Source organism: Pseudomonas qingdaonensis (genome assembly GCF_018398475.1).
GTDB lineage: Bacteria > Pseudomonadota > Gammaproteobacteria > Pseudomonadales > Pseudomonadaceae > Aquipseudomonas > Aquipseudomonas palmensis.
Genome location: NZ_CP074676.1, coordinates 1,602,147 through 1,624,531 on the forward strand (window position 1 = coordinate 1,602,147; position 22,385 = coordinate 1,624,531).

Annotated in this window: 24 protein-coding genes; 13 read left to right on the forward strand and 11 right to left on the reverse strand. The window is 64.7% G+C overall.

Annotated elements, in window-relative coordinates:
* Positions 1–47 precede the first annotated feature (47 nt).
* The gene (locus KH389_RS07520; protein ID WP_043864200.1) at positions 48–518 is read right to left on the reverse strand and encodes an RNA methyltransferase; all 471 of its coding nucleotides are present in this window, start codon (positions 516–518) and stop codon (positions 48–50) included.
* Between the two features lie 65 nt (positions 519–583).
* The gene (locus tag KH389_RS07525; protein WP_043864199.1) at positions 584–958 is read right to left on the reverse strand and encodes a YajD family HNH nuclease; all 375 of its coding nucleotides are present in this window, start codon (positions 956–958) and stop codon (positions 584–586) included.
* Positions 959–1,084: 126 nt separating this feature from the next.
* Between KH389_RS07525 and KH389_RS07530 the strand changes: the two genes are divergently transcribed.
* Complete coding sequence (locus KH389_RS07530; protein WP_043864198.1) at positions 1,085–1,363, forward strand: hypothetical protein; 279 nt, start codon at positions 1,085–1,087, stop codon at positions 1,361–1,363.
* Here the strand turns inward: KH389_RS07530 and KH389_RS07535 are convergent.
* Positions 1,360–1,833 (reverse strand): cyclic nucleotide-binding domain-containing protein, encoded by a 474-nt coding sequence (locus KH389_RS07535; protein ID WP_088514493.1) that lies wholly within the window; start codon positions 1,831–1,833, stop codon positions 1,360–1,362. The two genes, KH389_RS07530 and KH389_RS07535, sit on opposite strands and share 4 nt — an antisense overlap.
* A 136-nt stretch (positions 1,834–1,969) precedes the next feature.
* Positions 1,970–4,021, reverse strand: coding sequence for a S9 family peptidase (locus KH389_RS07540; protein WP_088514494.1), 2,052 nt, complete (start codon positions 4,019–4,021; stop codon positions 1,970–1,972).
* 84 nt (positions 4,022–4,105) lie between these two features.
* Here KH389_RS07540 and KH389_RS07545 point away from each other — a divergent pair, with 84 nt between their 5' ends.
* The 6 genes from KH389_RS07545 (at position 4,106) to KH389_RS07570 (ending at position 8,337) form a co-directional block, all read left to right on the forward strand.
* A complete protein-coding gene (locus tag KH389_RS07545) occupies positions 4,106–4,597 on the forward strand; it encodes an MFS transporter (RefSeq protein WP_100634621.1) in 492 nt (163 codons plus the stop codon).
* 24 nt (positions 4,598–4,621) lie between these two features.
* Positions 4,622–5,398: a class II glutamine amidotransferase gene (locus KH389_RS07550; protein WP_043864194.1), complete on the forward strand. Its 777-nt coding sequence runs from the start codon at positions 4,622–4,624 to the stop codon at positions 5,396–5,398.
* A gap of 12 nt (positions 5,399–5,410) precedes the next feature.
* A complete protein-coding gene (locus tag KH389_RS07555) occupies positions 5,411–5,932 on the forward strand; it encodes a DUF2937 family protein (protein WP_054914961.1) in 522 nt (173 codons plus the stop codon).
* Between the two features lie 70 nt (positions 5,933–6,002).
* On the forward strand, positions 6,003–6,728 hold the full coding sequence (locus KH389_RS07560; RefSeq protein ID WP_213085899.1) for a 5-oxoprolinase subunit PxpA: 726 nt from the start codon (positions 6,003–6,005) through the stop codon (positions 6,726–6,728).
* Positions 6,725–7,420 (forward strand): 5-oxoprolinase subunit PxpB, encoded by a 696-nt coding sequence (gene pxpB / locus KH389_RS07565; protein WP_210014570.1) that lies wholly within the window; start codon positions 6,725–6,727, stop codon positions 7,418–7,420. Before KH389_RS07560 ends, pxpB begins: the two co-directional genes overlap by 4 nt.
* On the forward strand, positions 7,417–8,337 hold the full coding sequence (locus tag KH389_RS07570) for a 5-oxoprolinase subunit C family protein (RefSeq protein ID WP_210014569.1): 921 nt from the start codon (positions 7,417–7,419) through the stop codon (positions 8,335–8,337). The genes pxpB and KH389_RS07570 overlap by 4 nt, the downstream gene beginning before the upstream one ends.
* 40 nt (positions 8,338–8,377) lie before the next feature.
* Here KH389_RS07570 and KH389_RS07575 read toward each other — a convergent pair whose 3' ends face one another.
* The 3 genes from KH389_RS07575 to KH389_RS07585 form a co-directional block, all read right to left on the reverse strand.
* Positions 8,378–9,556: a vWA domain-containing protein gene (locus KH389_RS07575; protein ID WP_043864189.1), complete on the reverse strand. Its 1,179-nt coding sequence runs from the start codon at positions 9,554–9,556 to the stop codon at positions 8,378–8,380.
* 18 nt (positions 9,557–9,574) lie between these two features.
* Complete coding sequence (locus KH389_RS07580) at positions 9,575–10,420, reverse strand: AAA family ATPase (RefSeq protein ID WP_043864188.1); 846 nt, start codon at positions 10,418–10,420, stop codon at positions 9,575–9,577.
* Between the two features lie 178 nt (positions 10,421–10,598).
* On the reverse strand, positions 10,599–11,672 hold the full coding sequence (locus KH389_RS07585; RefSeq protein WP_210014567.1) for a DUF748 domain-containing protein: 1,074 nt from the start codon (positions 11,670–11,672) through the stop codon (positions 10,599–10,601).
* A 130-nt stretch (positions 11,673–11,802) separates the two neighbouring features.
* Between KH389_RS07585 and cysK the strand changes: the two genes are divergently transcribed.
* The 3 genes from cysK (at position 11,803) to KH389_RS07600 (ending at position 15,156) form a co-directional block, all read left to right on the forward strand.
* Complete coding sequence (gene cysK / locus KH389_RS07590; protein ID WP_043864186.1) at positions 11,803–12,777, forward strand: cysteine synthase A; 975 nt, start codon at positions 11,803–11,805, stop codon at positions 12,775–12,777.
* Positions 12,778–12,948: 171 nt separating this feature from the next.
* Positions 12,949–13,884 (forward strand): aspartyl/asparaginyl beta-hydroxylase domain-containing protein, encoded by a 936-nt coding sequence (locus tag KH389_RS07595; protein WP_043864185.1) that lies wholly within the window; start codon positions 12,949–12,951, stop codon positions 13,882–13,884.
* A 372-nt stretch (positions 13,885–14,256) separates the two neighbouring features.
* Positions 14,257–15,156 (forward strand): DMT family transporter, encoded by a 900-nt coding sequence (locus KH389_RS07600; RefSeq protein WP_054914957.1) that lies wholly within the window; start codon positions 14,257–14,259, stop codon positions 15,154–15,156.
* Here KH389_RS07600 and KH389_RS07605 read toward each other — a convergent pair.
* Positions 15,138–16,043 (reverse strand): DMT family transporter, encoded by a 906-nt coding sequence (locus tag KH389_RS07605; protein ID WP_054914956.1) that lies wholly within the window; start codon positions 16,041–16,043, stop codon positions 15,138–15,140. The genes KH389_RS07600 and KH389_RS07605 overlap by 19 nt on opposite strands.
* Positions 16,044–16,288: 245 nt before the next feature.
* On the opposite strand from KH389_RS07605, the gene aceK reads away from it, so the two are divergent.
* Positions 16,289–18,010: a bifunctional isocitrate dehydrogenase kinase/phosphatase gene (gene aceK, locus KH389_RS07610; protein ID WP_043864182.1), complete on the forward strand. Its 1,722-nt coding sequence runs from the start codon at positions 16,289–16,291 to the stop codon at positions 18,008–18,010.
* 76 nt (positions 18,011–18,086) lie between these two features.
* Here aceK and KH389_RS07615 read toward each other — a convergent pair whose 3' ends face one another.
* A complete protein-coding gene (locus KH389_RS07615) occupies positions 18,087–18,956 on the reverse strand; it encodes a DUF6279 family lipoprotein (RefSeq protein ID WP_054914955.1) in 870 nt (289 codons plus the stop codon).
* Between the two features lie 105 nt (positions 18,957–19,061).
* Between KH389_RS07615 and KH389_RS07620 the strand changes: the two genes are divergently transcribed.
* Positions 19,062–19,898, forward strand: coding sequence for a CvfB family protein (locus KH389_RS07620; protein WP_043864180.1), 837 nt, complete (start codon positions 19,062–19,064; stop codon positions 19,896–19,898).
* Here the strand turns inward: KH389_RS07620 and KH389_RS07625 are convergent, their stop codons facing one another.
* Positions 19,899–20,282, reverse strand: a complete 384-nt coding sequence (locus KH389_RS07625) for a hypothetical protein (protein WP_043864179.1) — start codon at positions 20,280–20,282, stop codon at positions 19,899–19,901.
* A 132-nt stretch (positions 20,283–20,414) separates the two neighbouring features.
* Entirely contained in the window at positions 20,415–21,890 is a 1,476-nt protein-coding gene (locus KH389_RS07630) for a right-handed parallel beta-helix repeat-containing protein (protein WP_213607182.1), read from the reverse strand.
* Between the two features lie 242 nt (positions 21,891–22,132).
* Between KH389_RS07630 and KH389_RS07635 the strand changes: the two genes are divergently transcribed.
* Positions 22,133–22,324 (forward strand): CsbD family protein, encoded by a 192-nt coding sequence (locus KH389_RS07635; protein WP_043864177.1) that lies wholly within the window; start codon positions 22,133–22,135, stop codon positions 22,322–22,324.
* Positions 22,325–22,385 lie beyond the last annotated feature (61 nt).

The following is a 22,385-nucleotide window of genomic DNA, read 5'->3' on the forward strand; positions in this document are numbered from 1 at the left end:
CATGGATAGTCAGCAGACCGCCAGGGCTGCCAGGACGTTCCCGCGGATTACTTGAATTTGGGCCCGGAGCGGGTGTTCAGGCCCTTGGCCATGCGGTCGTAGAGCACCACGTTGACGGTGGCAGCGAGGTTCATGCAGCCATTGGTCGGGATGTAGATGGTCTCTTCGCACCAGGCGCGCACGTCGGCATCCAGCGAGCCGTCTTCAGGGCCGAAGATGTAGATCGCGCGGTCGGGGTGGGTGTATTCGGGCAGCGGGCGGGCGCCCTCGACCAGCTCGACGGCAACCGGTGTGCAGCCCAGCGGGATGATCTTCTGCAGGTCGTCGATGCCGATCAGCGGGATGTCATAGTGCACCCGCTTGGTGTCGGTGACGAAGTCGCGGGCGCGCTCGTAGCGCTTGCCGGTGTAGAACACCGAGTTCACGCCATAGCAACCCGCCGCACGCATCACCGAACCGACGTTCTCCGCTGATTTGGGGTTGAACAGACCAATGCAGCTGTACCGTTTGTTCGCCACGTGCCGGGGCCCTTGAGAAAAAAGACGCGATTATACGGGCTTGCCGGCACGGGTGGGGCGCAGGGTCAGTCTTTCTTGAGCAGCCCGGCCAGCCCGGCGAACGGGTTATGGGTGGCCTTGGCGATGCTTGGGCTGGCGGTGGAGCCTTCGCTGAAGTACTGCTGGTCGGTGTAGCGCGAGTGCTCGTTGTCGTGGCAGTACAGGCACAGCAGTTCCCAGTTCGAACCGTCCTGGGGGTTGTTGTCGTGGTTGTGGTCGCGGTGGTGCACGGTCAGTTCGCTCAGGCGCTTGCCGGCGAATTCGCGGGCGCAGCGGCCGCACACGTGGGGGTACATGCGCAGGGCCTTGTCGCGGTAGCCCATTTCCTTGTCGCGCTTGGCATCGGCGAGGATGCGGTCCAGCCGCGCGGTGGCGGCGGCGGAAGAGGTTGCCGAACTCATGGTTGTACCTTTCTCGGGCTTGTTACGGTTATGCCGTGAAGTTTAGCGCCATGACGGGCATTTCGGACAGGCAAACCGCAGCGCTTGCGCGTAGCCTGTAGGCAGCACTCTCCAGGAGCCCGCCCCATGCGCCATGCGAGCATTGCCCTGCTGTTGATTGCCTGGCTCGGCCAGGCCCAGGCTGCGGACCTGCAGCCACGCACCCTCGCACCGGTACCGGGTGCACCGGGTACGCCCACGCCCACCCCTTACCCGCAGGTGGCCCCGTCGACCATCCCCCGTGCAGGGCAGGGCTCGTCGGGTGCGCCGCTGTTGCCGCCGATTCCCTTGCCCAGCCCGCCGAAGGACCAGCCGCTGCCAGGGCTTGCGCCGGATGCCGGCAAGGACAAACCGCGCGAGGGCTAGACCTGCTGCGAGAGACGCTGGCCGTCGAGCATGCGCAGGCGACGCGACAGTGCCACGGCCAGGGCGCGGATGATCTTGGCGGCCACCTTGGGCGTTTCGTTGAGCATTTTTTCCAGTGAGTCCTTGCCCAGGTTGAGCAGTTGACAGTCGCTGGCGGCCACGCAGCTGGCCGATCGGCGTTCGCCGTCCAGCACGGCCATCTCGCCAAAGGCGCGGCCCTTGCGCAGGGTGGCGATCTCCACCTGATGCTCGTCGGGGTCGGTCTTGCGTACCGATACCTGGCCCGAGTGGATGATGCACATGAAGGTGCCGGCATCGCCTTCGTGGAAGATTTCCTCGCCCTGGGCGATGGTGCTGATGCTGAAGTAGCCGGCAGCGGTCTGAAAGTCAGGCGGCAGCAGTTGGTCGAACAGGCCGCAGTCCATGAGCATGTCGCGAATTTCGTTGTTCAGGGAGGTCGGGTCGGGCATCGCGGTTGGTCTTTTTCTTGGAGGTTTGTGGTGTCTGGTTTTCGCCGTCAAGGCCGGCTCCTGCAATTGCCAGTGCATAGCTTGCAGGAGCCGGCCTTGCCGGCGAATTGCTGATTCAGACAACAGAAATCCTGAATTACACCAGGCCCAGCACTTTAAATACGAACGCGTACTCCAGTGCCACGTCCTTGAGCCCCTGGTAGCGCCCGCTCATGCCGCCATGCCCGGCGCCCAGCTCGGTCTTGAGCAGCAGCAGGTTGTCATCGGTCTTGTGCACGCGCAGCTTGGCCACCCACTTGGCCGCCTCCCAGTACTGCACGCGGCTGTCGTTGTAACCGGCCACCACCAGCAGGGCAGGGTAGGCCTGGGCCTTCACGTTCTCGTAGGGCGCATACGCCTTGATGCGCGCGTGCACCTCGGGCTCCTGCGGGTTGCCCCACTCGTCATACTCGGTGACGGTCAGGGGCAGATCGGGGTCGAGCATGGTGTTGAGCACGTCGACGAACGGCACCTCGGCAATCGCCGCCTTGAACAGCTCGGGACGCTGGTTGAGCACCGCGCCGATCAGCAGCCCGCCGGCACTGCCGCCACTGATCGCCAGGTGCTCGGCATCGGTCACGCCGGTGGCGATCAGGTGTTCGGCGCAGGCGATGAAGTCGCTGAAGGTGTTGGGCTTGTGCTCCTGCTTGCCGGCCCGGTACCAGGCCTCGCCCAGTTCGCCGCCGCCGCGCACGTGGGCAATGGCGAAGGCCACGCCGCGCTCCAGCAGGCTCAGGCGCGCATGGGAAAACCACGGGTCCAGGCTTTCGCCGTAGGCACCGTAGCCGTACAGGTACAGCGGCACCGGCTTGCCGAGGTCCTCACGGCGCTGAACCAGGCTGATCGGTACCTGCGTGCCGTCGCCGGCGGTGGCCCACAGGCGCTGGCTGACGTAGGCGTCGGGGTCGAACGGGCCGAGCACCGGGGTCTGCTTGAGCACCTGCTGCTGACCATCGGCAAGCGTCAGCTGGCGTACCTGCGCAGGGCGGTTCAGCGCCTCGTAGCGCAGGCGGATGCGTGGGCTGTCGAACTCCAGGCTGTCCTGCACGTACAGGCTGTAGGCTGCATCCGGCAGCTCGACGCGGTAGGCGGGCAGGCCGTGGGGGCGCACCTCGATGATCGGCAGGCCGCCCTCGCGCAGGCTCAGGGTCAGGGCGCTGGCGTTCAGGGTCAGCCCCTCGAGCATCACGGTGTCGCGGTGCGGCACCAGTACCTGCCACTGCTCGTGGGTTGGCAGGGTGTCGGCCGGGCCGTGGAACAGGGCGAAATTGATGCCTTGCTGGTTGCTGCGGATGAACCAGTGCCAGTGGCCGTTCAACTGGCCATGGTCAGGGTAGTACTCATGGCCTTCGACCCGTGGTGCCAGGCAGGTGAACGCCTGTTCCGGGGTGTGCGCATCCAGTACCCAGGCCTCGCTGGTGGTCTTGCTGTTGAGCAGCAGGATCAGCTGGCGCTCGGAGCTGGCGCGGTAGCAGTGCAGGAAGAAGCGACCGTCGGCCTCCTCGAACACCTGCACCGCCCCTTGGGTGCCCAGGCGATGACGCATCAGCCGGTGCGGGCGGTGGGTGTCGTCCAGTTCGGCGAAGAACAGCGTCTGGCTGTCGTTGGCCCAGGTCATGCTGCCGTCGCAGTCTTCGAACGGCAGCTGTTCGACCGCGCCGCTGGCCAGGTCCTTGACGTACAGGGTGTAGACCTCGTCGCCGCTGGTATCCAGGCTGTAGGCCAGGCGCTGGTGGTCGGGGCTGATGTTGAAGGCGCCCAGGCTGAGGAAGCCGCCGGCGGCCAGCAGGTTGGGGTCCAGCAGCAGCTCTTCGCGGCTTTCATCGACCGTCGGCGAATCGTCGGCCGGGCGTGGGCAGCGGTAATGACGCGGGTACTCGTCGCCGGCGGTGGTGCGGGTGTAGTAAAGGTAGGGGCCCCAGGGCGAGGCCAGCGACAGGTCGGTTTCGAGAATGCGGCCACGGATCTCTTCGAACAGCTGCTCGCGCAACCCGGCCTGGTCGGCCAGTTGCGCCTCCTGATAGGCGTTTTCCGCGTTCAGGTAGGCCAGCACCTCGGGGGTGTCCCGGGCCTGCAACCAGGCATAGGGATCGGTGCCGGCATCCTGGCGGGCGATCGGGGCTTGGGGGGCGTTGGCAGCTGCGGACATGCGGGGTTCTCTTTGCTGGGGCGCGCCTGCGCGCTGAAAAGTCGTTATCATAAGCATCTATTTGCCTAGCTTGCCACGGACGCCATGACCGAGAACGATTATCTGCTCGCCTGGGGACTCTATGCCCTGGCCGCCCTGGGTTGCCTGCTGGTGGGCTTTCGCCTGACCGCGTGGATGTGGCGCTGGTTGCGCGAGCCGCTGCGGGTGATCATGGCAGTGCTGCTGCTGACCCCGACCATCATCGACCCGGTGAAGGAGAAGTTTGCCCCGGCCATTGCCATCACTGCCCTGGACCTGGCCTTCAAGGTCGGCAACAACGTTCTGCGCGCCGCGTCCGACCTAGCCATGTACGGCATGATCGCGTTCATCCTGTATGCCGTGTTCGTGCTGCTGCGCTGGCCGCTGGAGCGCCGTGCCAAGGCCCGCCGCGCCGCTGCCGAAGCCGCCGCCAGGCGCGATGCCGACGAGCCGCTGGACGACCAGCCGTTCGCCGCCGACAGCCGTGACCGCTACCGCAGCGAACCCCCTGAAGCACCCGCCGGCGGCAGCCGCGAGCGCCTCGAACCGCGTTTGTAAGATCCGCCCTGGAGCGACCCCTGCATGTGTGAATTACTGGGCATGAGCGCCAATGTCCCTACCGATATCGTGTTCAGCTTCACCGGGCTGATGCAGCGTGGCGGACGTACCGGGCCGCACCGTGACGGCTGGGGCATCGGCTTCTATGAAGGCCGTGGCCTGCGCCTGTTCCAGGACCCGGCGGCCAGCTGCGAGTCGGAAGTCGCCAACCTGGTGCAGCGTTATCCGATCAAGAGCGAGGTGGTCATCGGCCACATTCGCCAGGCCAACGTGGGCAAGGTGTGCCTGTCCAACACCCACCCGTTCGTGCGCGAACTGTGGGGGCGCAACTGGTGCTTCGCACACAACGGCCAGCTGGGCGACTTCCAGGGGCAACGCACCTTCTACCGCCCGGTGGGCGATACCGACAGCGAGGCCGCCTTCTGCGACCTGCTCAACCGCATCCGCGAGGCATTCCCCGAACCGGTCGAGGTCGAGGAGCTGATCCCGGTGCTGGTGCAGGCCTGCGCCGAGTTCCGTGGCAAGGGCGTGTTCAACTGCCTGCTCAGCGATGGCGACTGGCTGTTCTGCTTCTGTTCGACCAAGCTGGTACACATCACCCGGCGTGCACCGTTCGGCCCGGCGCGGCTCAAGGACGTGGACATGATCGTCGACTTCCAGGCCGAGACCACGCCCAACGACGTGGTCACCGTCATTGCCACCGAGGCCTTGACCGAGGACGAGATCTGGCACCGCTACGAGCCTGGCCAGTGGGGCCTGTGGCGGCGCGGTGAATGCATTGCCCAGGGTCAGGCCAGCTAAGGATCAGCCTTCATGTTCAGAAGTTACCTGCGTTTGCTGTTGTTTACCTTCGGCCTGCTGGTCGGTGTGCAGATCCCCGGGCTGATCAACGATTACACCCAGCGGGTCGAGGCGCACCTGCTCGAATCGCGCGAGGGTCTCAAGGGCTTCAACCAGACCGCGCAGCGCTTTTTCAATGGCGACCTGCAGGCGCTGGTACGTCACTACCGTGCCAGCGACGATCCGGTGTTCAACAGCGATGCCGACAGCATCGACAGCCTGGTGGCGCGCAATCGCCTGCTCGAAGAAGAGTGGCAGACCCTGCAGCGCCCGTGGCTGGTACGCACCTGGCACGTACTGGTGGCGGCCGACCCGGCCTTGCGCGAGGAAACCCTCAAGGGCTACAGCTACCAGATCCTGCTGGCGCCCGAGGCGATGGCCTGGGGCCTGGCCAGCGCCATGCTGCTGGCACTGGTGATCGAGAGCCTGCTGATGCTGATCGGCTGGGCGATCCTCGGCGGTCGGCGCAAGCCGGTGGAGCCGAGCTGGCGCTAGACGGCCTCCGGGCCGCCCCCCACCCGACACAGGAGCAACGCGCGTGAGCCGCCTGCTACTCAATTGCGACATGGGTGAAAGTTTCGGCAGCTGGAGCATGGGGCTGGATGCCGAAGTGATGCCCTTTATCGATTGCGCCAACATCGCCTGCGGTTTTCATGCTGGCGACCCGGGCATCATGCGCGCCACCGTGGCGCTGGCCGTGGCCGGGGGCGTGCTGGTGGGGGCGCACCCGGCGTACCAGGACCTGGCCGGTTTCGGGCGCCGCTCGATGGCCTGCAGCAATGAAGAGATTCGCGACCTGCTGCATTACCAGATCGGCGCGCTGGACGGTATCTGCCGTACCCAGAAGACCCAGGTGGCCTACGTCAAACCCCACGGCGCGCTGTACAACGACATGATGGCCGAGCCGGGCAAGCTGCGTGCGGTGATCGAGGCGGTGGCCGCCTACGACCGCAGCCTGCCGCTGATGCTGATGGCCACGGCCGACAATCGCGCGGCCCAGGCACTGGGTGACGAATATGGCGTCACGTTGTGGTTCGAGGCCTTTGCCGACCGTGCCTACGACCCCGCCGGACGCCTGCTGTCGCGGCGCCTGCCCGGTGCCGTGCACCACGACCCGGCCCTGATCGTCGAGCAGGCCCTGCGCCTGGCACGGGGCGAGCCGCTGGTTGCCAGTGATGGCAGCGCACTGCGCCTGCAGGCCCATACGCTGTGTGTGCATGGCGACAATGCCAGCTCGGTGGCTGCGGTGCGGCAGATTCGTCAGGCTCTCGATGCGCAGGCGGCGCCATGAAGTGGCGCGTCGAGGTGGTTGCTGTCGATTGCCTGATGGTGCGCCTGTTCGATGCGATCGACGAGTCCAACATGCCCTGGATGCTCGCTGCCACTCAGCGTCTGCGTGCAGCCTTTGCGGCGCAGCTGATCGATCTGGTGCCGTCGTACACCACCGTGATGGTGCATTTCGACCTGTCGCCCACCCAGGCCCGCGAGCGTATCGCGCAGGCGCTCGAAGGTCTTCGCCCCGACGAGGGCGGGGCAGGGCAGCGCCACGACATTCCGGTGTGGTACGACCCCAGCGTCGGGCCCGAGCTGGCCTTGCTGGCGCAGCGCAGCGGCGACTCCGTGGCGGGGGTGATCCGCCGCCACAGCGCGCGCGAGTACCAGGTGTTCGCCCTGGGCTTCGCCCCGGGTTTCGCGTTCATGGGGCTGGTCGAGGAGGCGCTGGCCGCGCCGCGCCTGGCCACCCCGCGCAAGCGCGTGGCAGCCGGCAGTGTGGGCATCGCCGAGCGCCAGACGGCGGCCTACCCGGCGGTGTCGCCCGGGGGCTGGAACCTGATCGGGCGTACCCCCAGCCGCCTGTTCGATCGCCAGCGCGAGGGCTACAGCCTGCTGCAGCCGGGCGACCGGGTGCGCTTCGTGGCGGTGGAGCGTGCCGAATTCCTTGCACTCGGCGGCGACGACACGCCCCTGCAGGTGTCGCCGTGAGCCGCTTGCTGATCGAGTCCAGCACGCCGCTGTGCCTGTTGCAGGATTCCGGGCGCTTTGGCGTGCGCCACCTGGGCGTGACCCAGGGCGGTGGTCTGGACTGGGTATCGATGCGCTGGGCCAACTGGCTGCTGGGCAATGCACCGCAGGCGGCGGTGGTGGAGATCACCCTGGGCGGGCTGATGCTGGTGGCCGAGCAGGCGTGCTGCCTGGCACTGGCCGGTGCTGACCTGGGCGCACGGCTCGACGACCAGCCGCTGGCGCCGTGGCGCAGTTTCGTGATGGCCAAGGGGCAGCGCCTGCAGTTCACCCAGCCGCTGCAGGGTGTGCGGGCCTACCTGGCGGCGCCAGGGGGATTCGCTGCGCCACAGGTGCTGGGCAGTTGCGCTACGGTGGTGCGCGAGGAGCTGGGTGGGCTGACGGGACTGGGCAGGGCATTGGCCCGAGGCGAGTGCCTGGGCTACGCCGGCAACGCGCCGGGTGTGCGTGAGGTGCCCGAAGGGCTTCGACCCGTGCCTGGCACCTGCACCGTGCTGGACCTGGTGATGGGGGCGCAGATCGGCGAATTTGCCGGGCAGAGCCTGTTCGATGCCTTCAACCGCGACTGGACCCTGGACACCCGCGCCGACCGCATGGGCATGCGCCTGCTGGGCCCGGCGTTGCAGTATCAGGGGCAACCGATGATCTCGGAGGGGATACCGCTGGGCGCGGTGCAGGTACCGCCGGATGGGCAGCCGATCGTGTTGCTCAATGATCGGCAGACGATTGGCGGCTATCCGCGACTGGGGGCGCTGACCCCGCTGGCGCTGGCCGGCCTGGCGCAGTTGCTGCCGGGGCGTGTGGTGCGGTTGCGGGCCGTGGTGCAGGAGATGGCATGGCGAGAGCAGCAGGTTTATCTGCAGAGGTTTGCCGACTGACAGGGCCTCTTCGCCGGCAAGGCCGGCGAAGGGTTCACCGCTACTTGGACAGAAACCGCATCCCTTCCTCCAGCCCGCGCAAGGTCAGCGGGAACATCCGGTCCTCGACCAGCTCGCGCACGATGTTGGTCGAAGCGGTATAGCCCCAGGTGTCTTTGGGGTAGGGGTTTATCCAGATCAGCTTCTTGTATTTCTCCATGAAGCGGCGCATCCACACATACCCGGCTTCCTCGTTCCAGTGCTCCACGCTGCCACCGGGCTGGGTGATCTCGTAGGGCGCCATGGCCGCATCGCCCACGAACACCACCTTGTAGTCGGCGCCGTACTTGTGCAGCAGGTCCATGGTCGAGGTGCGCTCGGAGGTGCGGCGCAGGTTGTTCTTCCACACCGACTCGTACACGAAGTTGTGGAAGTAGTAGTACTCCAGGTGCTTGAACTCGGTCTTGCAGGCCGAAAACAGCTCTTCGCAGATCTTCACGTGGGCGTCCATCGAACCGCCGATGTCGAACAGCAGCAGCAACTTCACGCTGTTGCGCCGCTCCGGACGCATCTGGATGTTGAGCAGCCCGGCATCGCGCGCGGTGTGGTCGATGGTGCCGTCGATATCCAGCTCTTCGGCCGCGCCCTGACGGGCGAACTTGCGCAGCCGGCGCAAGGCCAGCTTGATGTTGCGCGTACCCAGTTCCACCCCGTCGTCAAGGTTCTTGTACTCGCGCTGGTCCCATACCTTGACCGCCTTGCCCTGGCGCTTGCCGGCATCGCCCACGCGAATGCCCTCGGGGTTGAAGCCGCCCGAGCCGAACGGGCTGGTACCGCCGGTACCGATCCACTTGTTGCCGCCGGCATGGCGTTCCTTCTGTTCTTCCAGGCGTTTCTTGAACGCTTCGATCAGCTTGTCCAGACCGCCCAGGGACTGGATCTGCGCACGCTCTTCATCCGTCAGGGAACGCTCGAATTCCTTGCGCAGCCAGTCTTCGGGGATCAGCGCCTCCAGGTGGTGGTCGAGGTTTTCAAGGCCCTTGAAGTAGGCCGAGAAGGCCCGGTCGAACTTGTCGAAGTGGCGCTCGTCCTTGACCAGGATGGCGCGCGCCAAATAGTAGAACTCGTCCATGTCGGCGAAGATCACCCGCTGCTTCAAGGCATTGAGCAGGTCGAGCAACTCGCGTACCGACACCGGCACCTTGGCCGCGCGCATTTCATTGAACAGGTTCAGCAGCATGGCAATGACCCCGTTGGCTCAGCGGTTGCCGCGCCGGCTCATGAACGCCAGGCGCTCCAGCAACTGCACGTCCTGCTCGTTCTTGACCAGCGCACCGGCCAGCGGCGGGATGGCCTTGGTCGGGTCGCGCTCGCGCAATACCGCTTCGCCGATGTTGTCGGCCATCAGCAGCTTGAGCCAGTCGACCAGCTCGGAGGTGGAGGGTTTTTTCTTCAGGCCCGGCACCTTGCGCACGTCGAAGAACACGTCCAGCGCCTCGCTGACCAGGTCCTGCTTGATGTTGGGGTAGTGCACGTCGACGATCTGCTGCAGCGTGGCGCGATCGGGGAAGGCGATGTAGTGGAAGAAGCAGCGACGCAGGAAGGCGTCGGGCAGTTCCTTCTCGTTGTTGGAGGTAATGATGATGATCGGGCGCTGTTTGGCCTTGATGGTCTCGTCGATCTCGTAGACGTAGAACTCCATCTTGTCGAGTTCCTGCAGCAGGTCGTTGGGGAACTCGATGTCGGCCTTGTCGATTTCGTCGATCAGCAGGATGACCCGCTCCTCGGCTTCGAAGGCCTCCCACAACTTGCCCTTTTTCAGGTAGTTGCGCACGTCGTGCACCTTGTCCACGCCCAGCTGCGAGTCGCGCAGGCGGCTGACCGCATCGTACTCGTAGAGGCCCTGGTGGGCCTTGGTGGTGGACTTGATGTGCCAGGTGATCAGCTTGGCACCGAAGGCTTCGGCCAGTTGCTCGGCGAGCATGGTCTTGCCGGTGCCGGGTTCGCCCTTGACCAGCAGCGGGCGCTCCAGGGTGATCGCCGCGTTGACGGCCAGTTTCAGGTCATCTGTGGCGACGTATGCGCTGGTGCCTTCGAACTTCATGTACCGATCCTCAAAAAATGGTCATGCGGTGACTATCATGCGACGACTATAACGCGGGGCTTGCGTGGCTGTGAACGCGGACGGGGTATTCAGTCTGTGGATGATTGGTCATGGAACCGGGGTGGCAGGCCTGGCCTAGTCGCTGGCTTGCCAGCGAAAGGGCCAGTACCGCCATGGATCAGTCAGCTTTCGGCGGCCCCTGTTCATACCGCGCATTGAATGCCTGCACGAAGCCGTTGCGCAGAATCTGCAAAAACGCCTCGAACGCGCTGATATCGCTGTGATGCACGCTGCCGCTAAGCTCCACGCGCGTGGCGAACTGGTTCTTGCGCTGGTTCTTGAGCACCGTTTCGGTACCGCCCACCAGGGCTTCCCAGATCGAGCGCAGAAACCCCTTGTTCTTGTTGTCCACGTCCTGCTGCCAGTTGAACACTTCGACATCGCGCAACAACGGCTTGATGTAGCCCTTGAGCTGGCCCTTGTTCGCCTCGGCCTCGATCACCACGTCGCCGTGCCCGGCATTGAAGTCGAACTTGCCGTAGGCGCTGGCAAAGTCGTTCATCTGGCGCAGCTGGATGCCGGTGGCGCGCAGGCGGAACTGGAAGTCCTCGAAGTTGCTCAGTGGGTCGAAGGTGGCCGTGCTTTCCACCCGCGCGTCGCCCAGCAGCCGGGCCTTGCCCTCGAAGCGGGCGTCGCGCTTGCCTTCGACGTCCACCACGTTGGTCAGGTTGTAGACGCTGGCGTTGAGCTGGGTCGCTTCAAGGCTGACCGGCGGTTTGGAATTGAAGTTGCGAAAGGTCAGGGTGCCGTCGTCTATGCGCAGCTCGTTGAGGGTGATCGGCAGCAGCTTGCTCAGCTGCGCGCGCCAGTCGGTGCCCTTACCGGTCTGCGACGCCTGGGTGTTGCCGCCATCGACGAAGTTCAGTTTCGGGCGCAGGAAGGTCACTTCGGCCACCACGGCATGGTCGTACCACAGTGAATGCCAGCTCACCGACAGGTCGATCAGCGGCGCCTCCAGAAACGGCACCGGCACCTTGCCCGTGGTCTTGACGATGGTCAGGCCGTTGATCTTGTAGGCACCCCGCCACAGGGCCAGGTCGACATCGGTGACCTGACCGCGGTAGTCGCCCATGTCGGCGAGCTTTTCGTTCAAGTAGTTGCGTACCAGGATCGGCAGCGTCAGGTGCAGGGCCAGCAGCAACAGTGCAATGCCCAGCAGCCCCCACAGGGGCCAGCGGTAGCGGCGTTTCATCGGCGTGGGTTCCGTGATTGAGGATGATCGGTTGACCGCCGCACGGGCGCATCGGTTCGTTCGGGGTGGACGCACCGCAGGGGCAGGCATACCCTTGAAGTTTTCGCACGGTGCCAAAAGGACCCAAGCCATGAGCCGTATCTTCGCTGACAACGCGCACTCCATCGGCAACACGCCGCTGGTGCAGATCAACCGCATCGCCCCGCGGGGCGTGACCATCCTGGCCAAGATCGAGGGGCGCAACCCCGGCTATTCGGTCAAGTGCCGGATCGGCGCGAACATGATCTGGGACGCCGAAAGCAGCGGCCGGCTCAAGCCGGGCATGACCATCGTCGAGCCGACCTCGGGCAACACCGGTATCGGCCTGGCCTTCGTGGCCGCTGCGCGCGGCTACAAGCTGATGCTGACCATGCCGGCCTCGATGAGCATCGAGCGGCGCAAGGTACTCAAGGCGCTGGGCGCCGAGCTGGTGCTGACCGAGCCTGCCAAGGGCATGAAGGGCGCGATCGAGAAGGCCGCCGAAATCGTAGCCAGCGACCCGGCCACCTACTTCATGCCGGCGCAGTTCGACAACCCGGCCAACCCGGCCATTCACGAGAAGACCACCGGTCCGGAAATCTGGAACGACACCGACGGCGGGGTCGACGTGCTGGTTGCCGGCGTGGGCACCGGCGGCACCATCACCGGTGTGTCGCGCTACATCAAGAACACCCAGGGCAAGCCGATTCTGTCGGTGGCGGTCGAGCCGCTGGTGTCTCCGGTGATCACCCAGGCCCTGGCCGGCCAGGAAATCAAGCCCAACCCGCACAAGATCCAGGGCATCGGCGCAGGTTTCGTACCCAACAACCTGGACCTGTCGATGGTCGACCAGGTCGAGCTGGCCAGCGACGAGGAGTCCAAGGCCATGGCCCTGCGCCTGATGCAGGAGGAAGGCATCCTGTGCGGTATCTCCTGTGGCGCGGCGATGGCCGTGGCGGTACGCCTGGCCGAAAAGCCGGAAATGCAGGGCAAGACCATCGTGGTGATCCTGCCCGATTCGGGCGAGCGCTACCTGTCGAGCATGCTCTTCAGCGACCTGTTTACCGAGCAGGAAAACCAGCAGTAACCACCGCCAGGCTCCACCGAGGCTGATCCGCCTCAATGTTCGGCGCACTGCGTTGTTGCACAATTGCCAACACTGAATGTCCGGCCCCGGTTGTTTTTACCGGGGCCGGATCGGTTTATCATGTCCGATTATCCGGCAGCGATGGCCTGATCGAAATTCAAGGAGTGTTGCATGACCTTTTCCTTTGTCGCCAAGGCAGGTGTACTGCTGCTGTTCTTCGGCAGCACCCTGTACGTGCACCTGCGCGGCAAGGCGCGTTTGCCCGTGTTGCGCCAGTTCGTCAACCATTCGGCGCTGTTCGCCCCCTATAACGCCCTTATGTACCTGTTTTCCGGGGTGCCTTCCAAGCCCTACCTGGACCGTAGCCGCTTCCCCGAGCTGGACGTGCTCAAGGACAACTGGCAGGTGATCCGCGAGGAGGCCATGCACCTGTTCGACGAGGGCTACATCCGCGCCGCCGAAAAAGACAACGATGCCGGCTTCGGTTCGTTCTTCAAGAAGGGTTGGAAGCGCTTCTACCTGAAGTGGTACGACAAGGCGCTGCCATCGGCCGAGGCGCTGTGCCCCCGCACCGTCGAGCTGGTCAACAGCATCCCCAACGTCAAGGGCGCGATGTTCGCCCTGCTGCCGGGCGGCAGCCACCTGAACCCGCACCGCGACCCGTTCGGCGGTTCGCTGCGCTATCACCTGGGGCTGTCCACGCCGAACTCGGACGACTGCCGCATCTATGTCGACGGCCAGGTGTACGCCTGGCGCGATGGCGAAGACGTGATGTTCGATGAAACCTACGTGCACTGGGTGAAGAACGAAACCGAGACCACCCGGGTGATCCTGTTCTGCGATATCGAGCGACCGCTGACCAGCCCGCTGATGACCCGCATCAACCGCAAGGTCAGTGCCTTCCTGGGCCGGGCCACCGCGCCGCAGAACACCGACGACGAGCGCGTGGGCGGCATCAACCAGGCGTATGCCTGGAGCAAACGCTTCAGTACCGTGATCAGCAGCCGGGTCAAGACCTTCAAGCGCGCCAACCCCAAGGCCTACCGCGTGCTGCGCCCGGTGCTGGCGGTGCTGGTTGCTTACCTGCTGTACCGCTGGCTGTTCTGACCACACTCGGTGCAAGGTTGGCCCCTGCCGGGGCGGGCCTTGCACCGTGTCGCGAGTGTGGCTATATTCACCCACAGTTCACCTCACCGAAGACCTGCACATGCCAGCTTCCTGCCCCACCACCGTATTCGCTACCGCGCCCGACGCGGTCGTGGTCGTGCGTGGGTCCCAGCAGCCGGTCATGATCAGTCACTACCCACCACCTGTCAGTAGCCCCGTGGCGTGCGTTGTCGCACCACCCGGCGTGGTTGTAGTGCTGGGCTGAGCGGCCACTGGCTGCGCCCCCACCACACCTGAACCCTACTGAATACGGCCGGCTGCACCGCGCAGCTCGACCGTTCGGCTTACTTGCCCGAATACAGGTGGCATTTCATGTCAGTTATCTCGAAACAATCCGTGGCCTCGGCGGCCACCACCAGCCTGTTCGTCCTGCTCTGGAGCAGCGGCGCCATCGTTTCCAAGCTCGGCCTGGCGCAGGCCTCGCCCTTTGCCTTTCTGCTGATCCGCTTTGCGATTGCCTTTGTCGGCCTGCTGCTGCTCGGCCCGTTGCTGCGCCTGCACTGGCCACGCGGTCGCGGCCCGTTGCTGCAAGCCATCGCCACCGGCTGCGTGCTGCTCGGTGCCTACCAGATCTTCTACCTGCTGGCGCTGGACCTGAAGGTGACGCCCGGCATCATGGCCACCGTGATGGGCGTGCAGCCGATCCTCACGGTGGTGCTGATGGAGCGCAAGCGTTCGTTCAGCCGGCTGTTCGGCCTGAGCCTGGGGCTGATCGGGCTGGTGATGGTGGTGTACCAGGGCATCGGCCTGGGCGGCATCTCGCTGGCGGGCATGCTGTTCGCGCTGCTGGCGCTGGCCAGCATGACGTTCGGCTCGATCATGCAGAAGCGCATCACCAGCAACCCGGTGGGCACGCTGCCCTTGCAGTACCTGGCGGGGCTGCTGATGTGCGCGCTGTTTGCACCGTTCCAGCCGCTGGCGGTCAACCCCAATGCCAGCTTTGTGTTCTCGGTGCTGTGGATGGGCCTGGTGGTGTCGTTGCTGGCGACCTTGCTGCTGTACCGGCTGATCGCCAAGGGCAACCTGGTCAATGTCACCAGCCTGTTCTACCTGGTGCCGGCGGTGACGGCGGTGATGGACTACCTGATCTTCGGCAATCGCCTGGCGGCCTTGAGCCTGCTGGGCATGGGCTTGATCGTGGTGGGCCTGCTGTTCGTGTTCCGCAAGCCCGCGACCAAGCCTGACACGGTGGATCAGTCGCTGGCCAGCTGACGGGCCTGGCGGGCCGGCTTGAGCACCAGCCACAAGGCCACGGCAATCAGCAGCCCGCCATACAGGTGCGCCATCGACAGGGGCTCGTCCAGCAGCCACGCGCCCCACAGCACGCCGAAGGCCGGGATCATGAAGGTCACGGTGGTGGATTTTACCGGGCCGATTTCGCTGATCAGGCGAAAGTACAGGATGTAGGCGAAGGCGGTGCACAACAGGCCCAGCCCCAGCAGCGACAACCACACCTGCCAGCCGCCCCAGCTGGCAGGTGGCTGGGTGATCACGCTGAAGCCGAACAGCGGCAGCAACAGCAAGGTGGCGCCCATCATGCTGCCCAGCGCCGACAGGCGACTGTCCAGGCCGCCCTGCTGGTCGAGCCAGCGCCGCGCCAGATACCCCGAGAAGCCATAGCAGGTGGTGGCCGCCAGACACGAGAGGGCGCCCTGCATGAGCCTGGCGTCGAAGGCCACCGGCCCCGCACCACTGAGAATCCCGACCCCGAACAAGCCCAGGAAGATGCCGCCCAGCTTGGGCAGGGTCATGGCCTCGCGAAAGAACAGCGCGCCGATCAGCACGCCCATCAGCGGCGTGGTGGCGTTGAAGATCGCCGAGTAGCCGGCGGGCAGCACCTGGGCGGCCACCGAGTAGAGCGTTGCGGGTATTCCCGAGTTGATCATGCCCAGAAACAGGCAGGCCTTGAGTTTGCCCTGGAAGTCCCAGCGCACGCGCAGCAGGGCGAGAATCACCAGCAACCCGGCGCAGGCGATGGAGACGCGAAAGAAGGCGGTGGGCAGGGTGCCCAGCACCGGCGCAATGATGCGCATGAACAGAAAACTGGCCCCCCACACGGCAGCGAGAATCAACAGTCGGGTGATGGCGATGGGGCTCACGGGGGTTCTCCGGGTAACAGGGGCAGGGGCGGGAGTTTACGGTAAAAGCCAGGGTGGGCTCTCTCGCTTTCTTGCGGTGTCAATTCGGGCGCTTTCGCCAGCACCGCTGGCTCCTGCTGTGGGGGCGGTATCTGTAGGAGCCGGCCTTGCCGGCGAAGGGCGCGAAACGGTTCCTAAGTAGGCTATCGCAGCCTTGCGTGACTGGCTAAGCTCAGGTCTTTGAAATTCCCGCAGAGGTCTTACCCATGCCCCAACAATGGCCGGCCGCCGCCATCGCCCGGATGATTCTCGATGGCTTCGACAGCTACCGTGAGCACTTTCGCCAGATCACCGACGGGGCACGCCAACGCTTCGAGCTCGCGCAATGGCAGCAGATCCAGACGGCCTCGGCGGCACGTATCAATCTCTACGAGGAAAAGGTCAGCGAGGTCAGCGGCTGGCTGGCCGGCGCTTTCGAGCCCGAGGTTCTGCTGGATGCGACGTTCTGGCCGCTGGTCAAGAGCGCCTACATCAGCCTGATCGACCCGCGCCTGGACGATGAGCTTTCCGAAACCTGGTACAACTCGATCTTCTGCAGCCTGTTCAGCCATGACCTGATCAGCGACGGCTGCATGTTCATCCATACCACGCGCCCGGCACTGCGCGCCCATGAGCGCGCCGCGCAGACCCGCACCTACCGCCCCCAGGGCGGGCTGGGCGAGATGCTCGCGCAGGTCTTCGCCGACTACGCCTTCGCGGTGCCCTTCGCCGACCTGCCCGGCGACCTGGCGCGCCTGGAGGCGCAGTTGCGCGAGAACCTGCCCGATTGGGTGTGCAAGGACCCGCAACTGCAGGTGGAGCTGTTTTCCTCGGTGCTCTATCGCAACAAGGGGGCCTACCTGGTGGGCCGGCTGTTCACCCACGATGAGCAGTGGCCGCTGGTAATTCCGCTGCTGCACCACGAAGGCCACGGCATCGAAATCGATGCGCTGATCACCGATGAAGCCGATGTGTCGATCATCTTCTCGTTCACTCGCTCGTACTTCATGGTCGATGTGCCGGTGCCGGCCGAGTTCGTGGGCTTTCTCAAGCGCATCCTGCCGGGCAAGCACATCGCCGAGCTGTACACCTCCATCGGTTTCTACAAGCACGGCAAGTCCGAGTTCTACCGGGCGCTGATCAATCATCTGGCCAGTACCGATGACCGCTTCATCATGGCCCCCGGCGTGCGCGGCATGGTCATGAGCGTGTTCACCCTGCCGGGCTTCAACACCGTGTTCAAGATCATCAAGGACCGCTTCTCGCCGTCCAAGAGTGTCGACCGCGCCACGGTCATCGAGAAGTACCGCCTGGTAAAGAGCGTCGACCGCGTGGGGCGCATGGCCGATACCCAGGAGTTCGCCGACTTTCGCTTCCCGCTGGGCAAGTTCGAGCCCGAGTGCCTGGCCGAGTTGCTGGAAGTGGCGCCGTCGACCGTGGTGGTGGAGGGCGACACGGTGCTTATCCGCCACTGCTGGACCGAGCGGCGCATGACCCCGCTGAACCTGTACCTGGAAAACGCCAACGAGGCCCAGGTGCGCGAGGCGCTGGAGGACTACGGGCTGGCGATCAAGCAATTGGCGGCGGCGAACATCTTCCCCGGCGACATGCTGCTGAAGAACTTTGGCGTTACCCGGCATGGGCGGGTGGTGTTCTATGACTACGACGAGATCTGCTTTCTGACCGAAGCCAACTTCCGCTATATCCCGCCGCCGCGTTTCCCCGAGGACGAGATGGCCAGCGAGCCGTGGTACTCGATAGGGCCGCTGGACGTGTTCCCCGAGGAGTTCCCGCCGTTTCTGTTTGCCGACATCGGCCAGCGGCGGCTGTTCAGCCAGTTGCATGGCGAGTTGTATGACGCCGATTACTGGAAGGGGCTGCAGGCGGCGATACGGGAGGGGAAGGTGATCGATGTGTTCCCGTACCGGCGCAAGTGCCGGGAGAACTGAGCAGCTTCGCCAGCCTTGCCGGCGCCAAGGGGAAGCGCGTCGCGCCTGTAGGAGCCGGCCTTGCCGGCGAATCGGTTCAGGATTGCAGGCACTTGAGCTTGCTGAAGTCCTGCTGCACCTTGGCCAGCCTGCCCTGCAGGTGCTGACGTTGCTGCTCGCTGCTCTGCGCCATCAGGTCCACCAGCAGGCTGCGCGCCTCCTGTTCGGTACGCTGGTAGGCCATGCGGTACTCCGGCGTCCACAGGCTTTCGCGCTGCTTGAGCAGTTGTTCCAGCCTTGGTTCGAATGCCTCGCTGCGCCGTTGCTCCATCGCCGCAGTGAACTGCGCCTGCCAGTGTGCGCGGTTGGCGATCCACTGACGGTTCTGTTCGCCCAACGCCTGTGACCACTGCGCCACGCGCAGGCGCTGCTGCGGGTTCAGTTCGCCCAGCCATGGCGTCAGGCGTTTTTCCATGCGTTGCTGGCGCTGCTCGATCTGCCTGGCCAGCGGCGTCTTCACGTACTTGGCCTCGCGCTCGCGAATGTCTTCGGCAAACGCCTCGCGCATGTCGCTGACCTGTTCGTCGTCCATGCCGCGCAGCAGCTGCGTGGCCGACGGCATGATCTGGTCGGCCACCTCGGCGATGGCCTGCTTGGCCTGCTCGGTGCGCAGCCTTAGCTGCGCGTCGGTGACCTCGTTGTGCGCGACCATCTGTCGAATATCGCCCAGCCATGTCAGATAGCCCGGCAGCTGTGTACGACAATGCCATGCCAGGTGCGCCTTGAGTCGTTCGTCCAGCCAGCCTTTCTGCTGGCGATTCATGCTCAGGTAGTCGCTCAGCGACCAGGGCACCAGTACATCGAGGTTGCGGTAGGCGAGGTCCATGCGGTTGCAGCCGACCAGCAGCAGCGTCGACAGCACCAGCAGCGAAAGGCAGCGAAACAACGTGGACAGGCAGGCATCCATGGGTGCATATCCTTGCAGGGGCGTGCTTGTGTTTATAGAACAACGGCGCGCCTGGCGGTTCCCGTAGCGTGTAGAATGCCAGCCTCGCAACGAGGATTTCAGCAAATGGCTTTAGTTGGGCGTTACAACACTTTGCAAGTGGTCAAACACACGGATTTCGGTCTGTACCTGGACGGCGGGGCGGACGGCGAGATCCTGCTGCCCAACCGTTACATCCCCAAGGACACGCCCACCGAGGTCGAGGACTGGCTCAACGTCTTCGTCTACCTCGACAGCGAAGACAAGCTGATCGCCACCACCGAGAAGACCAAACTGCAGGTGGGCGAGTTCGCCAGCCTCAAGGTGGTGGAAATCAACAGCATCGGCATCTTCCTCGACTGGGGCCTGCCCAAGGACCTGTTGATGCCGTACTCCGAAGAAAAACGCCAGATGAAGGCGGGCGAGTACTGCGTGGTGCATGCCTACCTCGACAAGCGCACCCGGCGCATCACCGCCACCGCGCGCCTGGACCGCTACCTCGACAAGCTGCCGGCCAACTACAGCGTGGGCCAGGAAGTCGACCTGCTGGTGGTCGAGGAAACCCCGATGGGGTTCAAGGCCATCATCAACAACAAGCACTGGGGCCTGATCCACAAGAACGAAGTGTTCAAGTTCTTGCGTTCGGGCAAGCAGGAGAAGGGCTACATCAAGGAGCTGCGCAGCGACGGCAAGATCGCCCTGAGCCTGCAGCCGGTCGGCCAGGCCCTGGCCAGCACGCTGAACGACAAGATCCTCGACAAGCTCAAGGCCGCCAACGGCGTGCTGCCGGTCAGCGACAAGAGCGACCCGCAGGTGATCAGCGACCTGTTCGGGGTGAGCAAGGGCAACTTCAAGAAAGCGATCGGCGCCCTGTACAAGGACGGGCGCATCGTGATTCACGCCGACCGCATCGAACTGGTCTGATCACACCTGCACGAAGGCGGCAAAACTCAGGTTTTCGCCGCCTGGACGCAAGTCCTGCAGCAGCGAGTCGCGGTCGGCGCTCAGCGCCAGGCTGATGGTCGAGCGACGCTTGCCCGGCTTGCGTACTTCCATCTTCTCCAGGTGCGCACGCAGGAAGTTGACCGGCACCTTGAGGTGCTGCAACTGGTCGGTTTCCGGGGTGTAGAGCAGCAGGTTGACCCAGTCGGCCACGCTCTTGGGCAGCACCAGCTTCACCGGCACATCGAACCACCACAGGCTGCGCTTGGTATCGAGCACGGCAAACAGGGTGTTGTCGCTGTTGAGCACAGGGCGTTCCAGCGCCTGGTTGCGACGGGCGATGGCGGTGGGTTTGTCGAGTTTCATGCAGGTTCCTACGGGTGACGCTTGAAAGGTCGACCATTGTGCTGGGATTGCGCTGAAAACTAAAGCGGGGCCTGCTGACAGGGCCGACCATTTGCAGACAATCCCTGCCGACGAATGGCCGCCCCGCGGTCCTCAGCGCGCCAGCGCCTTGCTCAACTCCGAGGTGGCCCCGTCGGACCGGGTGACCGTCGCGGTGAACGCCTGCAGCCCATCTGCTTGCGGCAATACATACTCGAACTGCGCCTGACCCTTGGCATCCGTCGCCACCATCACTTCGCCCAGATACTGCTCCGCTTCACTGGCCTTTGAGTCAGCATTGCCGAACACCTCCACCCGCAACAGGCTGTCGGGCTCGCCACTCACCTGGCCCAGCAAGCGGTCACCTTTGACTGCCATGAGCAACGGGGCCGCCTGATCGTGATTGGGTACCGGCTGGCAACCCTGCGGTGCGGCCTTGTCGGTACAGATGATCGCCCGGTTGGTGCCCGACGGGTCGACACCGATGCCGCGCGAGCCCACATAGATCGCATGCTCCAGCGCCGGCACCGAAAACACGATGGCACCGGTGCGCTGATCGGGCACGCACGAACCACCCGCTTCGCAGCGCCGGATATCCTGGCTGTTGTTCCAGATGCGGTTGGCGGTCAGGCGGTTGCTGGTGGAGGTCGGCTCCGGGCGCAGCGCCACGCCGATGCGGTTGCCGTGGATCAGGTTGCCATCGAGGATGTTGCCCGCACCGCTGACGCTCACGCCGATGGAGTTGCCGGTAAAGGTGTTGGCCCCCAGGTAATTGCGCTGGCCCCAGTTGATCTGCAGGCCGTCGGAATAGTCCTCGAAGCGGTTGCGCACCACCGTGTTGTCATTGCCCCACAGGATCTCGATGCCCTGGGAGGGCTCCGCGTTGGCCGGGGTGGAGCGAAACAGGTTGTCGGCCACCAGGTTGAACGCCGCGCCGCGGGTCAGCTCCAGGCCGTCGCCGTTGTCCACCAGCTGGTTGCGCAGCACCTTGTTGTTCACCGTGGTGGTGGCGGTCGAATTGCCCTGGCCGTCGTCGCCGGTCAGCATGATGCCGGCGCCACCCTTGTTGGCGGTGATGCGGTTGTCCTGGATGACGTTGTGGCTGGCGCGGTTGACCAGGATGCCGATGCAGAAATTACGCACATCCAGGCCGGAAATCTCCACGCCCTGGGTATCGCGTATCACCAGCCCCGGGCCGGTGGTGGTGCGCACATTGGTGCCGAACTGTCCGGGCACGGCGCCAGGGCATGCGCGCGTGCCGTTGCCGACGATATAGGCCGAACCGTCGATGGCGATGTACTCGCCGCTGCGCTTCCAGGCCGCACCTTCGAGGCTGACCGGGCCGAGAATCGGCGGCAGGGCCGAAGCGGGCTTGATCACGTAGGGCGGCTGGCCGACCGGGCGGATCTCGATCCGGTAGGTGCCGGGCGCCTGGTTGTTGCGCTCGATGGCCCAGCGCAGGCTGCCGGGCTGCTCGTCGTCGGCATAGCGATCGACCACCAGGGTGGCGGGCTGTACGGCAGGTGCTGCGTGCACGGCATGGGCAGGTACGGCCAGCAGCAGGGCTGCCAGCAAGGGGGAGATACGCATGGGTAGTGATCGCTGTGTCTGTTGTTTTTATCGCGCCCGGGCTGCAGGGCGCTGGTGCCCGATTCTAGGCAAAGCCGACAGCCCCTGGCGCAGGCCAGGCACGATTGGGTGCGATATTCGCCCGCTGTTTATCCATTGTGGGAATACACACCGCCCAAAAATATTTGAAACTCTCGCAGAAGCGGGCGGGTCCACTGACTGTCGACACTGACAGCTATCTGTTCCCCTTCAGGAGAAATGCCATGAGCAGCACTTCGGACAAAGCAAAAGGCTTGGCCAACGAAGCGGTAGGCAACATCAAGCAAGGCGTGGGCAAGGTGACCGATAACGATAAACTGCGCGCCGAGGGCAAGGCTCAGGAAGTCAAGGGCGAAACCCAGCAGGCAGTGGGCAAGGCCAAGGATGCGGTCAAGGATGCTGTGAAAAAGCCCTGACCGGCTGCGCGTGTAGCCGATAACGGCCATCTTCGGGTGGCCGTTCTGCTGTCTGTGGCAA

Excerpts from the sequence above, each read along its gene's own strand:
- KH389_RS07525 (WP_043864199.1), bottom strand. The coding sequence starts at position 958 with ATGAGTTCGGCAACCTCTTCCGCCGCCGCCACCGCGCGGCTGGACCGC.
- KH389_RS07530 (WP_043864198.1), top strand. The coding sequence starts at position 1,085 with ATGCGCCATGCGAGCATTGCCCTGCTGTTGATTGCCTGGCTCGGCCAG.
- KH389_RS07535 (WP_088514493.1), bottom strand. The coding sequence starts at position 1,833 with ATGCCCGACCCGACCTCCCTGAACAACGAAATTCGCGACATGCTCATG.
- KH389_RS07540 (WP_088514494.1), bottom strand. The coding sequence starts at position 4,021 with ATGTCCGCAGCTGCCAACGCCCCCCAAGCCCCGATCGCCCGCCAGGAT.
- KH389_RS07545 (WP_100634621.1), top strand. The coding sequence starts at position 4,106 with ATGACCGAGAACGATTATCTGCTCGCCTGGGGACTCTATGCCCTGGCC.
- KH389_RS07550 (WP_043864194.1), top strand. The coding sequence starts at position 4,622 with ATGTGTGAATTACTGGGCATGAGCGCCAATGTCCCTACCGATATCGTG.
- KH389_RS07555 (WP_054914961.1), top strand. The coding sequence starts at position 5,411 with ATGTTCAGAAGTTACCTGCGTTTGCTGTTGTTTACCTTCGGCCTGCTG.
- KH389_RS07560 (WP_213085899.1), top strand. The coding sequence starts at position 6,003 with ATGGGTGAAAGTTTCGGCAGCTGGAGCATGGGGCTGGATGCCGAAGTG.
- pxpB (WP_210014570.1), top strand. The coding sequence starts at position 6,725 with ATGAAGTGGCGCGTCGAGGTGGTTGCTGTCGATTGCCTGATGGTGCGC.
- KH389_RS07575 (WP_043864189.1), bottom strand. The coding sequence starts at position 9,556 with ATGCTGCTGAACCTGTTCAATGAAATGCGCGCGGCCAAGGTGCCGGTG.
- KH389_RS07580 (WP_043864188.1), bottom strand. The coding sequence starts at position 10,420 with ATGAAGTTCGAAGGCACCAGCGCATACGTCGCCACAGATGACCTGAAA.
- KH389_RS07585 (WP_210014567.1), bottom strand. The coding sequence starts at position 11,672 with ATGAAACGCCGCTACCGCTGGCCCCTGTGGGGGCTGCTGGGCATTGCA.
- cysK (WP_043864186.1), top strand. The coding sequence starts at position 11,803 with ATGAGCCGTATCTTCGCTGACAACGCGCACTCCATCGGCAACACGCCG.
- KH389_RS07595 (WP_043864185.1), top strand. The coding sequence starts at position 12,949 with ATGACCTTTTCCTTTGTCGCCAAGGCAGGTGTACTGCTGCTGTTCTTC.
- KH389_RS07600 (WP_054914957.1), top strand. The coding sequence starts at position 14,257 with ATGTCAGTTATCTCGAAACAATCCGTGGCCTCGGCGGCCACCACCAGC.
- aceK (WP_043864182.1), top strand. The coding sequence starts at position 16,289 with ATGCCCCAACAATGGCCGGCCGCCGCCATCGCCCGGATGATTCTCGAT.
- KH389_RS07615 (WP_054914955.1), bottom strand. The coding sequence starts at position 18,956 with ATGGATGCCTGCCTGTCCACGTTGTTTCGCTGCCTTTCGCTGCTGGTG.
- KH389_RS07620 (WP_043864180.1), top strand. The coding sequence starts at position 19,062 with ATGGCTTTAGTTGGGCGTTACAACACTTTGCAAGTGGTCAAACACACG.
- KH389_RS07625 (WP_043864179.1), bottom strand. The coding sequence starts at position 20,282 with ATGAAACTCGACAAACCCACCGCCATCGCCCGTCGCAACCAGGCGCTG.
- KH389_RS07630 (WP_213607182.1), bottom strand. The coding sequence starts at position 21,890 with ATGCGTATCTCCCCCTTGCTGGCAGCCCTGCTGCTGGCCGTACCTGCC.
- KH389_RS07635 (WP_043864177.1), top strand. The coding sequence starts at position 22,133 with ATGAGCAGCACTTCGGACAAAGCAAAAGGCTTGGCCAACGAAGCGGTA.